11 protein-coding genes are annotated in these 14,337 nt (G+C 69.0%); 3 read left to right on the forward strand and 8 right to left on the reverse strand.

All coding sequences use genetic code 11. The features are described from left to right. Positions 1-29 precede the first annotated feature (29 nt). From HIV01_RS13150 to HIV01_RS13180, 7 genes are all read right to left on the reverse strand, one after another. The gene (locus HIV01_RS13150) at positions 30-1,124 is read right to left on the reverse strand and encodes an efflux RND transporter periplasmic adaptor subunit (RefSeq protein WP_200607783.1); all 1,095 of its coding nucleotides are present in this window, start codon (positions 1,122-1,124) and stop codon (positions 30-32) included. A gap of 26 nt (positions 1,125-1,150) precedes the next feature. Then, a complete protein-coding gene (locus HIV01_RS13155; protein WP_200607785.1) occupies positions 1,151-4,249 on the reverse strand; it encodes an efflux RND transporter permease subunit in 3,099 nt (1,032 codons plus the stop codon). Between the two features lie 234 nt (positions 4,250-4,483). Further along, positions 4,484-5,365 carry a LytR/AlgR family response regulator transcription factor gene (locus tag HIV01_RS13160; protein WP_245156802.1) on the reverse strand — a complete coding sequence of 294 codons (882 nt, stop codon included), beginning with the start codon at positions 5,363-5,365 and terminating at the stop codon, positions 4,484-4,486. Further along, complete coding sequence (locus HIV01_RS13165; protein WP_200607788.1) at positions 5,362-6,447, reverse strand: sensor histidine kinase; 1,086 nt, start codon at positions 6,445-6,447, stop codon at positions 5,362-5,364. Before HIV01_RS13165 ends, HIV01_RS13160 begins: the two co-directional genes overlap by 4 nt. A gap of 222 nt (positions 6,448-6,669) precedes the next feature. Next, positions 6,670-6,966 carry an EF-hand domain-containing protein gene (locus HIV01_RS13170; protein ID WP_245157003.1) on the reverse strand — a complete coding sequence of 99 codons (297 nt, stop codon included), beginning with the start codon at positions 6,964-6,966 and terminating at the stop codon, positions 6,670-6,672. A 95-nt stretch (positions 6,967-7,061) separates the two neighbouring features. Continuing rightward, positions 7,062-8,249 carry a DesA family fatty acid desaturase gene (locus tag HIV01_RS13175; protein ID WP_200607792.1) on the reverse strand — a complete coding sequence of 396 codons (1,188 nt, stop codon included), beginning with the start codon at positions 8,247-8,249 and terminating at the stop codon, positions 7,062-7,064. A 150-nt stretch (positions 8,250-8,399) separates the two neighbouring features. After that, positions 8,400-9,275, reverse strand: a complete 876-nt coding sequence (locus HIV01_RS13180) for a CHAD domain-containing protein (RefSeq protein ID WP_200607794.1) — start codon at positions 9,273-9,275, stop codon at positions 8,400-8,402. A gap of 79 nt (positions 9,276-9,354) precedes the next feature. On the opposite strand from HIV01_RS13180, the gene mutM reads away from it, so the two are divergent. The 3 genes from mutM (at position 9,355) to HIV01_RS13195 (ending at position 13,674) form a co-directional block, all read left to right on the forward strand. Then, entirely contained in the window at positions 9,355-10,167 is an 813-nt protein-coding gene (gene mutM, locus HIV01_RS13185; RefSeq protein ID WP_200607796.1) for a bifunctional DNA-formamidopyrimidine glycosylase/DNA-(apurinic or apyrimidinic site) lyase, read from the forward strand. A gap of 90 nt (positions 10,168-10,257) precedes the next feature. Beyond that, positions 10,258-10,821 (forward strand): ECF-type sigma factor, encoded by a 564-nt coding sequence (locus HIV01_RS13190; protein ID WP_158731879.1) that lies wholly within the window; start codon positions 10,258-10,260, stop codon positions 10,819-10,821. A 21-nt stretch (positions 10,822-10,842) separates the two neighbouring features. Next, positions 10,843-13,674, forward strand: a complete 2,832-nt coding sequence (locus HIV01_RS13195) for a serine/threonine-protein kinase (protein ID WP_200607798.1) — start codon at positions 10,843-10,845, stop codon at positions 13,672-13,674. Between the two features lie 12 nt (positions 13,675-13,686). Here HIV01_RS13195 and HIV01_RS13200 read toward each other — a convergent pair whose 3' ends face one another. Continuing rightward, on the reverse strand, positions 13,687-14,310 hold the full coding sequence (locus tag HIV01_RS13200; protein ID WP_200607800.1) for a thymidine kinase: 624 nt from the start codon (positions 14,308-14,310) through the stop codon (positions 13,687-13,689). Between the last annotated feature and the right edge of the window lie 27 nt (positions 14,311-14,337).

The following is a 14,337-nucleotide window of genomic DNA, read 5'->3' on the forward strand; positions in this document are numbered from 1 at the left end:
TAATTGCGGGCCAGGGCGAACTTGCGTGGCTAGCGGACCGACACCGCCCGCGACAGGTCCTGGATCGTCACCGACTGTCCGGCCTCGACGCGCTCGCCACCGCGCACGATCAGGCGATCGCCGGCTTTGACGTTGCCGCTGACCTCGACCAGGTCGCCGACTTCGGTCCCGGTCTTCACCGGCAGTCGCTCGGCCTTGTTGTCGCCGCCGACGCGCAGGACGAAGTCACCTTCGCGACGCAGGATCACCGCGTCGCGCGGAACCGCCACGACCGCGCGCTTGGCCGCGCTCGGCATGCCGACTTCCACCGCGGTGCCGACCGGGAACTCGCTCGCATCCATCCGGATGCGCAGCTCCAGCTGGCGTGAGGCTTCATCGCCGACCGGAACCAGCGCGCTCACCGGATGACCGCGTTCGCTGTCGCCCACGCGCACCTGCACCGGCGTGCCGACGGCGAGATGGCGGGCAAGGTCGACCGGGGCGCGCACGCGAACTTCCTGCTCGGCCGTGTCGACCACGCGCGCAACCGCGTCGCCGGTGTTGACGAACTCGCCAAGCTCCACTTCGCGCTCGGCGACGACACCGTCGAACGGCGCGCGCACCAGCATCTGCGTGCGCTGGTGGCGGGTCTGCTCGAGCAGCGCCTGGGCACGGGCGCGTTCCTGCACCAGCATTTCGCGGTCGGCCTGCAGCTGTTCGTGCTGGGCGCGGGCGATGTTCTGCTGTTGCGCCAACAACGCGTAGCGCTGCTCCTGGCGCGTGGCCATGTCGAGCTGCGCCTGGATGCGCGCCAGGTCGGCCTGTCCCTGGCGTTCGCTCAGACGCAGCGCGGTGTCGTCGAGCACGGCGATGGGTTCGCCGGCGCGGACATTCTGCCCGACCTCGGCGACCTGGATCACGCGGCCGTCCTGTTCGCTGGCCACGTGCGCGTCCTGGCGGCTGATCACACTGCCCGGGGCCCAGTGCCGCGGCGCCAGCTCGGTACTGACCGCGGCGGCCACGCTGACGATCGCGGGCGGCGCCTCGGGGGGAGGTGCGCTGGCGCCGGCATCCAGGTCAAGCAGCGGGACGGTCAGGACCACGGCCAGCGCCGCGGCAATCAGGGTTTTGTGCAAGGTGCGCATGACGATCTCCGGGGGAGGAGTGACATTCAGGGGGAGGTTTGCGGAACAGGCATGGCGTCGATGCCGTCGACAGCCGTCGCGGCCTGGCGACGCGAGTCGGCCAGTCGCAGCAGCGCGGGAATCAACACCACCAGGAAGACCAGGCTCAATGCGACGCCGCCAACCGACACGGCGGCGAGGCCGCGGTAGATCACCGCGCCAGGGCCGGGATTGATCGCCATCGGCAGCGCGCCGAGCACGCCGGTCAGCGCGCCGATCAGGATCGGCCGCAGGCGCTGATCGAGCGCCTGGTGCAGGGCCGCATCGAGCGTGGCGCCGGCGGCCTGCGCATCGCGCGTCTGCGCGACCAGCAGGATCGCGTTGTTGATCACCATGCCCAGCAGCATGATGAAGCCGATCATCGACAGCAGGTCCAGCGTCTGCCCCGCGGCGAGGTCGAGCACGCGCAGGCCGAGCACGCCGCCGAGTACGGCCATCGGCAGGGTCGCCATGACGAACGCGCTGTCGCGCAGCGAGCGGAACATCGCCGCCATCAGCATGAACAGCACCACCAGCGCCATCGCGAAGTTGATGCCCATGCTGCGCACCACTTCACCGAGACGGTCGGCACTGCCGGAGACGCGGATCTCGGCATCGGACGGGAGCGCTTTGCGCAGCGCGGGGACAACATCGGCATCGACGATGTCGAGCGCTTCCTGCAGCGACATGGCCGCGGGCGGGTCAATGGTCAGGGTCACCGTGCGGCGCCGGTCGATGCGGCGCAACTGATTGGGGGCGAGCACGGTGTCGACCTTGGCCAGCTCCGCCAGGCTGAGCACGCCGCCCTGCGGCGTCGCCAGCGGCGCCGCGCCCAGCCGAGAGATGCTGCTGTCGCGGTCGGTACGCAGGATGATCGCCAGGCGACGGTCACCGTCGAAGTGTTCGCCCAGCCATTGGCCATCGCCGAGCGTGCGCACGACGGTACCCAGCTCCGGGCGACGCCAGCCGACTTCGGCGAGGCGGCGGTCGTCGGGATTGACGCGCAGCTCCGGCGTGCCGGAATCCGCGTTGGGCCATGCCTGCACGTTGGCACCGGGGAAGCGCTCGGACAGCAGCTTGCGGCCGGCTTCGGCGGCGCGCGTGAGGGCGTCGCCGTCGGCGTGCTGCAGGTGGATGGCGATAGCGCGCGCCGAGCCGCCGAAACTGCCGAACAGCTCGCCTTCGCTGGCGAAAGCGCGGGTGTCGGGGAATCCGACCACCACTTCGTCGCGGACGACTCGCTCGAGTTCGCCGATGTTGTCCGGGTCGACCACGCGCGCGCCAATGGTGCCGCCGCCGGGCCACAGCAGCAGATACCAGTTGCTCAGTTGCGGACCCTTCTCGCCGTCCATGTAAGGGCGCATGCGCTCAAGCACGGCCGGTGCGATCTCGCGGTTGACGCGCTCCGGGCCCATGCCGGGAGGGAAGTTGAAGATCGCATCGACGGCGGCGCGCTTCACCGGTGGCAGGTAGTCGATCTTCGGCATCAGCACCGCCGCCAGCAGCGCCGGAGCGAGCACCAGGCCGCCGACCCAGGCCAGCTGGCGCTGGCGGCCGGCAGTCACGCGCATCGCCCAGTCACTGACGCGCGACCACGCGCGGTGCTGTTCGCGCGCGTCCTTGCGCTCGCGCAGCCAGCTGCCCGCGGCGGCAGGCAGTACGGTGACCGCGACCAGCAGCGAGATGCCCACCGCGATCGAGATGGTCAACGCGAGGTCGGCGAACAGCTGGCCTTCGACGTCTTCCATGAAGATCACCGGCACGAACACCGCGACCGTCGTGATCGTGGACGCCACCAGCGCGACGGCGACCTGGCGCGTGCCTTCGAGCGCGGCCTGGCGCCCGGGCATGCCTTCCTCGCGCAGGCGCACGATGTTCTCGGCGACGACGACGGCCGCGTCCATGACCATGCCGACCGCGAACGCCAGGCCCGCCAGCGAGATCACGTTGAGGCTGCGACCGGTGAGCTGCAGGACGATGAAGGTCGCCAGCAGCGAAATCGGAATGGCGCAGGCGATCAGCGCGGTGGCGCGGACATCGCGCAGGAACCACCACAGGCAGCCCACAGCAAGCAGCACGCCGGCGAACAGGCTGCCCGAGAGCAGGCTGATCGCGCGATTGATGAAAACGGAGGCGTCGAAGCTCTGGGCGATGTCGAGACCAAGCGGGCGCAGGTCCTTTTCGCGGACGTCGGCGACCACGCGCTTCACTTCATCCAGCGTATCCAGCACGTTCGCGCCGGTCTCGCGGATGATGCGCAGGCCGATCGCGGGATTGCCGTTCTGGTAGGCGAAGAAGCGCTGCTCGGGCCGCTTGACCTCGACCTTGGCGACGTCGGCCAGGCGCACCGGGCGACCGTCGCGCCATGCCAGGATCAGGTTGCCCATCGCCTCGGGCGAATAGCGGCCGGCGAAGCGCAGCACGTACTCGCGACGGCCGGCTTCGACCACGCCGCCGGACACGTCGGTGGCACGCGCGGCCACGGCGGCCACCTCCGGAATCTGGATGCCCATCGCCGCGGCGCGTTCCAGGTTCAGGCTGATGGTCAGTTCTTCTGGCGCACCGCCGTTGATCTCGACGCCGGCCACGCCTTCGACCGCCGACAGCTTCGGCACGATGCGGTCTTCGATCATCTGCCGGTAATCGAGGATGTCGCCGGCCGTGCCCGGCAGCTTCTGCACGAAGAAGTACGTCAGCGAATTGTTGGCGTTGTCGGCGCCCGACTGCACCACCGGCGGAGTGGCGTCGCGCGGCAGCGGCTGCAGGCGGTTCATCCGCGACAGCACCTCCACCAGCATCGCGTCCATGTCGGCGCCGACGGCGAAGGTCAGGTTGATGAAGCTGTTGCCGGCGTTGACGTTGGACTCGATCTCCTCGAGTCCGGGCAGGCCCTGCATCACCGCCTCGATCGGCTCGACGATCTCCGATTCCATTTCCTGCGGCGAGGCCGCGCGCCAGCTGGTCTGCACCGACATCTGCGGGCGCTCGATGTCGGGGAACAGCTGCAGCGGCAGCTTGAACAGGCTCATCAGCCCGAATGCGCAGACCATGGCCACGATCACCGCGACGGCAGCGGGGTTTCGTAGCGAGGCGTCGGTGAGTTTCATCGGCGTGATCCGCGGGGGAGTGCGGTGCGCACGATGCGCCGCCGCGCTTACCGCGCAGATGGCCCGTAAGTCACGCGGAATCGGACTTTGCGTTGAATGGTGGTTCGGGCGCGCTGAAGCGTTTCGGCGGCACGGAGGGTGCAGATCTGGCCCGCTTCTTGCCACGGGCGAGACTGACGAGCCCGAGTTCGATCGTGAACGGGCGCCGGAGGGGACGTTCGGAGCGGGTTGGCGTTACAGCAGCAGATCGAGCTTGTCGCGATGGCTGCGCGACAGCTTCAGCTCCTGCCCGCAGTCCAGGCGCAGGTAGCCCTCGCCGTTCGTGTGCGGACGCATTTCGACCACGCGACGGGCGTTGACTATCGTCGAGCGGTGGATGCGCGGGAAGCGCTGCGGGTCCAGCTGCTTTTCCAGGTCGCGCATGGTCGCGCGCAGCACCAGCGTTTCGCTGTCGGTGTGGATGCACATGTAATCGCCCGCCGCGTCGATCCAGCGGATGCTGCCCAGGTCGACGCGAACGGTGCGCCCGCCATCGCGCACGGCGAGCTTGTCTTCGCGCCGCAGCTGTTCGAGCGCATCGGGTTTCAGCGCCTCGTCCAGGTCGAGCATCGGATGGCCGCTGAGTTCACTCAGCAGGCCCAGCAGGTGCGCGCAGTGGCCGCGGGCTTCGCGTTGCGAATGCGCCTGCCTGACCTTGGCCAGCGCCTGGTGCAAACGCGCGTCGTCCACGGGCTTGAGCAGGTAGTCGGTGGCGGAGGCTTCGAAGGCGCGGATGGCGTAGTGGTCGTAGGCGGTGACGAACACCACCAGCGGCATCTCGACCGCGGGGATGCTGCGCAGGGTCTCGAAGCCGTCCATGCCGGGCATTTGCACGTCGAGGAACATCAGGTCCGGGCGATGCTCGCGCAGGCCGGCGATCGCCGCGGCGCCATCGCCGTACTGGCCGACGAGCTCGATGTCGGCGTGGTCGGCCAGGCGGATCTCCAGGCCGCGCCGCGCCAGCGGCTCGTCGTCGACGACTATCGCGCGCAGTTTCGTCGCCGCCTCGGCCGCGTGGTGTGCGCCGTTGCCGTTGTGACCGCGTTCGTTTCTCGCCCGGTCCATGCTCACGCTCACTCGCCGATCGTCTGGGAGGTTTCGAACGGCAGGCGCAGCGTGACTTCGATGCCGCGCTCGCGGTTGCGCACGCCGAAACCGCTGGCTTCGCCGTAGAGCACGCTCAGGCGCTCGCGCGTGTTGCGCAGGCCCACGCCCTTGCCGGCCGGCAGCTCTCCGCCCTCCAGCGAATTACAGCCCGGGCCGTCGTCGATCACGCGCAGTACCAGCTGCGCGCCTTCGCGCTCGGCCTCGATGCGCAGCAGGCCACCTGCGATCTGCTTGGCCACCGCGTACTTGATGGCGTTCTCGACCAGGGGTTGCAGCAGCAGGCTCGGCAGCAGCGCGCGCCAGCAATCCTCGTCGATGGAGGTCTCGATGCGCAGGCGCTCGGCGAAGCGGATCTTCTCGATGTCCAGGTACAGCGTCAGCGCGTCGAGTTCCTGGCGCAGCGTCACGCGCTGCATCGGATCGTTGTCGAGCGAGTGGCGCAGGAACGCCGAGAGTCCCTGCACCATGCGGTTGGCCGTGGCGTTGTCGCGATCGAGGATCAGCGTAGAGATCGCGTTGAGCGTGTTGAAGAGGAAATGCGGGTTGAGCTGGTAGCGCAGCATCTTCAGCTGCGCCTGGTGGGCCATGGTGCGTGCCGCCAGCGCGCGCCGGGTTTCGTCCTGCAACTGGCCGTAGTACTTCACGCCCAGGTACAGGCCGACCCAGGCGAGCACGACGTAGATGTAACTCAGCGCATAGGCGACGTAGGCGGCGCGGTTGGCCGGCACGCAGGTTTCGCAGAATTCGACCAGCACTGTGCGCGTCGTCAGGTCCATCACCGCCGAGCTGGCGAGGATCGGGACCACCATCACCATCATCAGCCGCCGCGGCGGCAGGCCCCAGCAGGCGCGCAGCAGGTAGCGCAGGCCGAGAGTGGCGATCGCACCGGTGGCGGCCGCGGTCAGCGGCACGATCCAGTAGCCCGATGGCTTGCCGTGGGCGATGGCGGACAGGTAGCCCAGCGAGAAATAGGCGATCCAGCCACCCAGGTGGAGCAGCCAGAACAGGTGCTGGCGAGGCAGGTCGAGCGGGTGGGATGCAGCGATGGCCATGGGCGCAGCGGGTCTGGCGGTACAGGACCCAGATGCTACGCCTGCCCGGGTGGGGGGCTGGCAACGGCTCGGCGCGGGGGAGGCACGGTTCGCCGCGAGGGAAGGCCCCCGTTCGTCCTGAGCGTAGCGCCGCAGGCGCGGAGTCGAAGGACCCGGGCCGACAGCGCTGCGGGCGGTCCTTCGACTTCGCTGCGCTACGCTCAGGACGAACGGGTGTGTGGGTTACTGCGGCGGCGATGCCAGCTCGCGTGCGTCCAGGTAACCGTCGCGATTGCGGTCCTGGCGGCCGAAGGTGATCGCCAGCGTCTGCCGGTGCTCGGCCAGGCTGACCGGCTTGCCGCGTCCACCGGGAAGTTCGGCCGGGACCAGCACGCCGTCGCCGTCGGCATCCATGCGGGTGAAGGCGTAGCTCATCCAGTCCTGGTACTCGGGCAAGGCGATGCGCCCGTCGCCGTCGCCGTCCATGCGCGACAGGTAGTCGCCGGTGGCCTGCACCTGCGCTGACGCCACCACCGGCATCAGAGCCAGCGCCAGCAGCAGCGCAAAAGAAACGCCCGCACCTTTCGGCACGGGCGTGTCATTGCGCAACACCGGAGGCATCACGCGCGAGGTGCTCAGGCGTGTGCCGGTGCGAGGGCGTAGCCCTTCAGCCGCGCCGAGAATGCCTGCAGTGCTTGGTTGCCACTGGCCTCGGCCTCGGTGCACCAGGCGTGCAGCTTGGTCAGCGTGGCCTGGGCGTCGTGCGAGCGCTCGTCGAGCACCTGCGCCAGGCGCTGACGGAAGTCCGCCAGCGTGGCCATGCTCGGGCGCTCGGCGAGCCAGGCCTGCAGCTTGGCGCGCTTGTCGTCGTCGAGCCAGCGGCCGTCATCGGCAAGGCCCTGGCGCAGGCTGCGCGGCAGCTTGAACTTGGCCTCGCGCAGCGCCGGCAGGGTGACGTTGCGGTAGTAGTCGGTCATCGCCTGGAAGCGGATCGCCAGCAGTGCCTTCAGCGTCTCGCCGTCGGGCATGGCGATGTTCGGGCGCACGTCCAAAGTGGGTGCGACGCGCAGGACCTTGGCCAGGCCGACAGACTCCAGCAGCTTGATCGCGCTCCAGCCGATGTCGAATTCGAACTTGCGCAGCGCGAACTTGGCCGAGCTCGGGAAGGCGTGGTGGTTGTTGTGCAGCTCTTCGCCGCCGATCCAGAAACCCCACGGGGTGAGGTTGGTGGCGGTGTCGGTGGTCTCGAAGTTGCGGTAACCCCACCAGTGACCCAGGCCGTTGACCACGCCTGCGGCCCAGAACGGGATCCACAGCATCTGGATCGCCCACACGGCGACGCCGGCGAAACCGAACAGGGCGAAGCTGGCGAACAGCAGCACCACCGGCCCCATCGTTGCGTGGCGGGTGTAGAGGTTGCGTTCGATCCAGTCGTCCGGGCAGCCCTTGCCGTACTTCTCGATGTCATCGCGCTGCGCGCGCGCTTCGCGGTACAGCTCCACGCCGCGCCACATCACCGTGTCGATGCCCTTGAACTGCGGGCTGTGCGGGTCTTCCTCGGTCTCGCACTTGGCGTGGTGCTTGCGATGGATCGCCGCCCACTCGCGCGTGATCATCGAGGTGGTCAGCCACGTCCAGAAGCGGAAGAAATGCGCCAGCACCGGATGGAAGTCGACGGAGCGATGCGCCATCGATCGGTGCAGATAGAGCGTGACCGAGAAGATCGTCAGCTGGGTGACGACCAGGAGGTAAACGAGCAGCTCGACCCAACTGGCCTGGAGGATGCCGCCGGCAAGGAAATCGAGCAGGGATGAAACGAACATTGAAATAACTCCGGAAACGCACAGATCAGACCGGCAGACACGCTCGATCCATAACAGTGATCATGCCAGTCCGGGAGCGCCCTGCGCGCCGGTATGGGCGGAAGATGTGATGGGGTCGTTCACATCGACCCGCAAGGTCGGGCCGCGCAATCAGCGACGGACGGTCGAAATCCGCTTGCGCAGCCGCGCCAGCGCCGGTTCGGCGTAGGCGCGAAGGGCGCGGCGGTGCTCCTTGCTGAACGGGGATCCCTTGCCGCAGTGATCCAGCAACAGGGTCAGATCCTGTGCCTCGCCGAGGCGCTCGGTCGTGCGTTTGTCGAAGACTTCCGGCCCGCTCGCCGGAACGTTCACGCCCACCGCTTCCAGCGCGCGCCGTTGCTGCGACGCGCGGCGCGCGCGACGGCGCCAGCGGTGCCAGTCGTTGTCGCGCCCCGTCCGCAAGGCGATGTCGCGTGCCTCCTGGCTGCGGTCGTCACTGTCGGCCAAGGCCATCCGCGACGCCGATGGCGTCAGGCGCTCCCAGTCGAGCGCTGGCACGGCTGCCGCCAGCACCTCGATCAGGCCGCGGCGCTGGCCCAGCGCCGGGTCCATCGACAGCTCCACCTCGGTAATGGCCGTGCGGGCGGCGATGGCATCGGCCCGCGCCTGAGCGAACAGCTGCCGCGTGTCGTCCTTGCGGGCACGCTTGTGCATGCGTCCCAGCGTCTCCACCAGGGCATGCGCGTCGCGCAGTCCGGACAAACCGGTGTTCAGGTGCTTGATCTCGCGATCGATCAAGGTGACACCCGGGCCGAGAATGCCGTCGCCCAGTGCCAGTGTCGCGCGCACGCGGCGCAGGCCCTTGCGGGCGCGGTGGATGCCTTCGTGGATATCGTCGCCGGCCTGGCCCAGTGCCTCCACGGCGGCTTCCAGTTCGGCCAGCGCGTAGTCGCGCAGGGCCGGTCCCGGCGAGGGCATCGGCAACACGGGAGCCGCGGCGACCTTGAGGTCGACGGCAATGCTGGACGGATCCGCGCTCGTGCCCATGACGACCTTGACCCTCGCTGCCTTGCCCAATGAGTGCCCGGACCCCACTCATCGGATGTCCGGATAGTACGCTGACCCCATGCCCGAGTTGCCCGAAGTAGAGACCACCCGTCGCGGCCTGGCACCGCACGTCGAAGGCCGTCGCGTGGTTACCGCCACCCTGCGCCGGCCCGACCTGCGCTGGCCGATCCCGGACGAGATCCGCGAGCTCCTGCCCGGCCAGCGCATCGACCAGGTCCGTCGTCGCGCCAAGTACCTGCTGCTCGACACCGTCGCCGGCAGCGCGCTGCTGCACCTGGGCATGTCCGGCAGCCTGCGGGTACTACCGGCCGACACCCCGGTGCGCGCCCACGACCACGTCGACCTGGCCCTGGACTCGGGCCAGGTGCTGCGCTTCAACGACCCACGCCGCTTCGGCAGCCTGCTCTGGCAGGCCCCGGACGAAACCCACGAACTGCTGGCGGGCCTGGGCCCGGAGCCGCTGTCGGATGACTTCGACGGCGACTACCTGTTCGCGCTCAGCCGTGGCCGCAGCGCGCCGGTGAAGACCTTCCTGATGGACCAGAAGGTCGTGGTCGGGGTCGGCAACATCTATGTCGCCGAGGCCCTGTTCGCCGCCGGCGTGTCGCCGCTGCGGGCGGCCGGCAAGGTATCGCGTGAGCGCTACCGGCAACTGGCCGAACAGATCCGCCGCATCCTCGGCCATGCCATCGACCGTGGCGGCACCACGCTGCGCGACTTCATCAGCCCGGACGGCGCGCCGGGCTATTTCGAACAGGAACTGTCGGCTTACGGCCGCGGTGGCGAGTCCTGCCCGCGTTGCGGGCGACCACTGAAACAGGCGGCAATTGGCCAGCGCGCGACGGTGTGGTGCGGAACTTGCCAGAGGTAAGTCCGACAGCCGAAAGGTGTGAAGGCCTTCCTGCACAGGCCAAAACAGTGAAACGCGTTATAGTCCGGACCACTGCGGAGGGGGCTCCCTATGGCCGAAACTGCCGATATCACATTGCTGCTGGATGCTGCACGTGAAGGCGACCGTGGCGCGCTCGACCGCGTCCTCGCCACCCTCTACCAGGAACTTCACACGATGGCGCGGCGCCAGCTCGCCGGCCAGCACGGGCAGACGCTCGATGCCACCGCGCTCGTGCACGAGGCCTATCTCAAGCTGATCGGCCGGCGTGAAGCGCAGTTCGACGACCGCGCGCATTTCTTCGCCTATGCCGCTTCCGCGATGCGTTCGGTGGTGGTCGATTACGCCCGCCAGCGCCTGGCGCAGAAACGCGGCGGCGACCTGCACCGCGTCACCGAACTGCCCGACGACGTCGAAGGCGGCCTGCGCCTGGACGAGGACACCCTCGGCCTGGACACCGCGCTGACCAAGCTGGCCGCGGTCGATCCGCGCCTGGCCCAGGTGGTGGAGCTGCGCTACTTCGCCGGCCTGTCGGAGCTGGAGATTGCCGCGCTGCTGGAGCGTTCCGAGCGCAGTATCCGTCGCGACTGGCAGAAGGCGCGGCTGTTCCTGCTGGCGTCGCTGAAAGACTCCTGAGGCCGGCCCAGGGGCAGCGGCGTGGACACCGAGCGCTGGCAACGGTTGTCCCCATTGCTCGACGCGCTGTTCGAGCTCGATGACCAGGCGCGCGAACAGCGCCTGCAACGCCTGCGCGAGGAAGACCCGGCGCTGGCCGACGAACTGCAGACGCTGATCACCCTCGATGAGCACCACGAGGATTTCCTTTCCGAACCGCTGATCGCCCCGCTTGCCGGCCTGCGCGCCGGTGGCGAGGTCGGTCCCTACAAGCTCGAACGGCTGCTGGGCGAAGGCGGCATGGGCCAGGTGTGGCTGGCCGCGCGCGCCGATGGCCTCTACCAGCGCCGCGTCGCGCTGAAGCTGCTGCGTCCGGGATTGGCCGACAGCAACCTGCGCGTGCGCTTCTCGCGCGAGCGGCAGATCCTGGCGCGCCTGGCCCATCCGCACATCGCGCGCCTGCTCGACGCCGGCGTCACCAGCGACGGACTGCCCTATCTCGCGCTGGAATTCGTCGAAGGCGAACCGATCACCGATTACTGCCGCAACCACCAGCTGCCGATCGAGCAGCGCCTGCGGATGTTCCACCAGATCTGCGATGCGGTCAGCCACGCCCACGCCAACCTGATCGTCCACCGCGACCTCAAGCCGTCCAACATCCTGGTCACGCCCAGCGGCGACGTGCGCCTGCTCGACTTCGGCATCGCCAAGCTGCTCGACTCCGATGCACCGATGGTCGAGCAGACGCGCACCGGTGTGCGCGCCTTCACCCTGCACTACGCCGCGCCCGAACAGGTGCGCGGCGAGCCGGTCACGACGATGACCGACGTGTATGCACTGGGCGTGGTGCTGTTCGAACTGCTCACCGACACCAAGCCCTACCGCCTCAAGCGTCAGACCGATGCCGAGTGGGAGGAAGCGATCCTCGCCGCCGATCCGCAACGTCCCTCGCAGACGCTGCTGCACCGGAGCGAGGACAGCGGCGCCGATGTGCACGCGTTGCGCCGGCAGGCGCGCATGCTGGCCGGCGACCTCGACAACATCGTCCTCAAGACGCTGTCCAAGCGGCCCGAGCAGCGCTATCCCTCGGTCGAAGCGCTGGCGCTGGACCTGACCCGCTACGAGGCCGGTCGCCCGGTGCTGGCGCGGCCGCAAAGCGTCGGCTACCGGTTCGGCAAATACCTGCGCCGCCATCGCTGGTCGTTGGCTTCCGGTGGCTTGATCGCCGTCGTGCTCAGTGCCGCGCTGGCCATCGTCGCCTGGCAGGGCCGACAGGCGGTGGCCGAGGCCGGTCGCGCGCAGGCGATGCAGGACTTCATGGTCGGCGTGTTCGAAAGCGCGCGCGGTACGCCGGAAGGCCAGGCGCTGGATCTGCGCGGTCTGCTCGATGGCTCGCTTGCGCGCGGCAACCGCGAGCTGGCACGGCAGCCGCGGGCGCGCGCCGAACTGCTCGGCGTGATTGCGCGACTGCGCATGGGGCTGGGCGACTACCGCGAAGCGCTGGTGCTGCTGAACCGCCAGGCCGGCGTGCTCGCCAGCACCAGCGACATCCCGGTGAGCCTGCAGATCGAATCGCTGACCCAGCGCGGCCAGGCATTGCGCCTGCTGGGAGAGCCGCGGCAATGCATCGACCTGATGATGCCGGCACTGGCGACGGCGCGACGCGAACAAGCGCAACTGCCACCGCAGATCAGCGAGTACTACTCGCAGTTCGGCCGCTGCCGTCGCGACAACGGCGAGCTGCAGGGCGCGCGCCTGCTGTTCGAACGCTCACTGGCGATGCGTCGCGACGATCGCGATGAAGTCGGCACGGTCGAGAACCTGATCGACCTGGCCAACCTGCAGGCCGATGCCGGCCAGACCGGCGCCGCGCTGCAGGGCTACGGCAAGGCGCGCACGCAGCTTCGGCAGAAGGTCGGCGAGCGTCATGCCCTGCTCGCCGAGATCGGCAGCCGCGTAGCGTCGCTTCGACAGGGACTGGGACAGGTCGACGCCGCCGAACGCGAGGCCAGCGAGGCCTTCGCCATCGCGCTTGAGGTCTATGGCGCCCAGCATCCGGTGACGCTGTCGCTGCGTCGGCAGATGGCGATGCTGCACATCGACCAGGGCCACTATCGCCAGGCCGAGACCGAACTGCGTGCAGCCATCGCCGCGCTGCAGCGGCGGCTGGCGCCGGAAGGCGTCGATCCGGCCGAGACCCGTCGCGGCATGATCGAACTGGGCGGACTGCAGCGGCGCCTGGGCCAGGTCGCGTGGGAGCGCGGCGAGATCTCGACCGCGCTGACCGCGTTGCAACGCGCGGTGGTGATCGCGCGACGGCAGAACGACAGACCGCACCTGGGCGACGCCTTGTACGACTACGCCCGCGTGCTGCACGCGGTGGGCCGCGATCGCGCCGCGCTCAAGGCCGTGCAGGAGGCGCACGAACTGCGCCTGGCGCAGATGGGGCCGCGCCACCCGCTGCTCGGCGACACCGAGCGACTGCTCGGTCAGATCGAGATTTCACTGGGCCAGCGCGAGCAGGGCATGGCCCACCTGGCGCAGGCGGTCACGTTGACCCGCAGCGGCTATGGCGCCACCCACCCGAACACGCGCGAAGCCGAACTGGCCCTGGCGCGGCAACAGGCGCTCGAAGGCGACGACAGCGCACTGCTCCGGCTCGATGCGCTGGCGGGCATGCCGCACAGCGACCGCGACCTTCGCCGCACGGCCTGGCGCGCCCAGGCGTATGCCGCGCAGTTGCGCTGCCATGGGCCGGACCGCGTACCGGCGCTGGCGCGCCTGGATACGCTGCAGGACCAGTTGAAGACCGCGCAACCCGACGGCGGGGCGATCCCGCGCGAAGTCGGTGCGATCGTCCGCGGCTGTGGTTGAGCGATCCCTTCCCTAGGTGAGCTGCAGCGACTGCTGCGCCGGCTCGATCGTGCCTTCGCCGCGCATGATCTTCTTGTACTCCGCGCGCGACACCGAGATGTAGCGGTCGTTGCCGCCGATCTCGACCTGCGGGCCTTCGTGCACCGCGCGGCCTTGCGCATCCACGCGCACCACCATCGTCGCCTTCTTGCCGCTGTGGCAGATGGTCTTGATCTCGGTCAGCTCGTCGGCCCAGGCCAGCAGGTACTGGCTGCCTTCGAACAGTTCGCCGCGGAAGTCGGTGCGCAGCCCGTAGCACAGCACCGGGATGCGCAGCGCATCGACCACTTCACTGAGCTGCCAGACCTGCGCCCGGTTCAGGAATTGCGCTTCATCGACCAGCACGCAGTGCAGCGGGCCGTGGGCGAGGATGTCGGCGCGGACGATCGCTTCCAGGTCGTCGTTGCGCTCGAAGGCGATGCCATCGGCGCGCAGGCCGATGCGTGAGGCCACCGTGCCGCTGCCGGCGCGGTCGTCCAGGCGCGGGGTCAGGATCGCCACGCGCATGCCGCGCTCGCGGTAGTTGTGCGCCGACTGCAGCAGCGTCGTGGTCTTGCCGGCGTTCATCGCCGAATAATAGAAATAGAGCTTTGCCATGCGTGCAGTTTAATGGCTGCCGGCGGC

It is taken from the genome of Lysobacter arenosi (assembly GCF_016613475.2).
Lineage (GTDB): Bacteria > Pseudomonadota > Gammaproteobacteria > Xanthomonadales > Xanthomonadaceae > Lysobacter_J > Lysobacter_J arenosi.

Bases quoted from the DNA above. Each gene is read 5' to 3' on its own strand.
- HIV01_RS13175 (WP_200607792.1), bottom strand. From the start codon at position 8,249: ATGTTCGTTTCATCCCTGCTCGATTTCCTTGCCGGCGGCATCCTCCAG.
- HIV01_RS13190 (WP_158731879.1), top strand. From the start codon at position 10,258: ATGGCCGAAACTGCCGATATCACATTGCTGCTGGATGCTGCACGTGAA.
- HIV01_RS13165 (WP_200607788.1), bottom strand. From the start codon at position 6,447: ATGGCCATCGCTGCATCCCACCCGCTCGACCTGCCTCGCCAGCACCTG.
- HIV01_RS13180 (WP_200607794.1), bottom strand. From the start codon at position 9,275: ATGGGCACGAGCGCGGATCCGTCCAGCATTGCCGTCGACCTCAAGGTC.
- HIV01_RS13155 (WP_200607785.1), bottom strand. From the start codon at position 4,249: ATGAAACTCACCGACGCCTCGCTACGAAACCCCGCTGCCGTCGCGGTG.
- HIV01_RS13150 (WP_200607783.1), bottom strand. From the start codon at position 1,124: ATGCGCACCTTGCACAAAACCCTGATTGCCGCGGCGCTGGCCGTGGTC.
- mutM (WP_200607796.1), top strand. From the start codon at position 9,355: ATGCCCGAGTTGCCCGAAGTAGAGACCACCCGTCGCGGCCTGGCACCG.
- HIV01_RS13200 (WP_200607800.1), bottom strand. From the start codon at position 14,310: ATGGCAAAGCTCTATTTCTATTATTCGGCGATGAACGCCGGCAAGACC.
- HIV01_RS13170 (WP_245157003.1), bottom strand. From the start codon at position 6,966: ATGCCGGTGGTGGCGTCAGCGCAGGTGCAGGCCACCGGCGACTACCTG.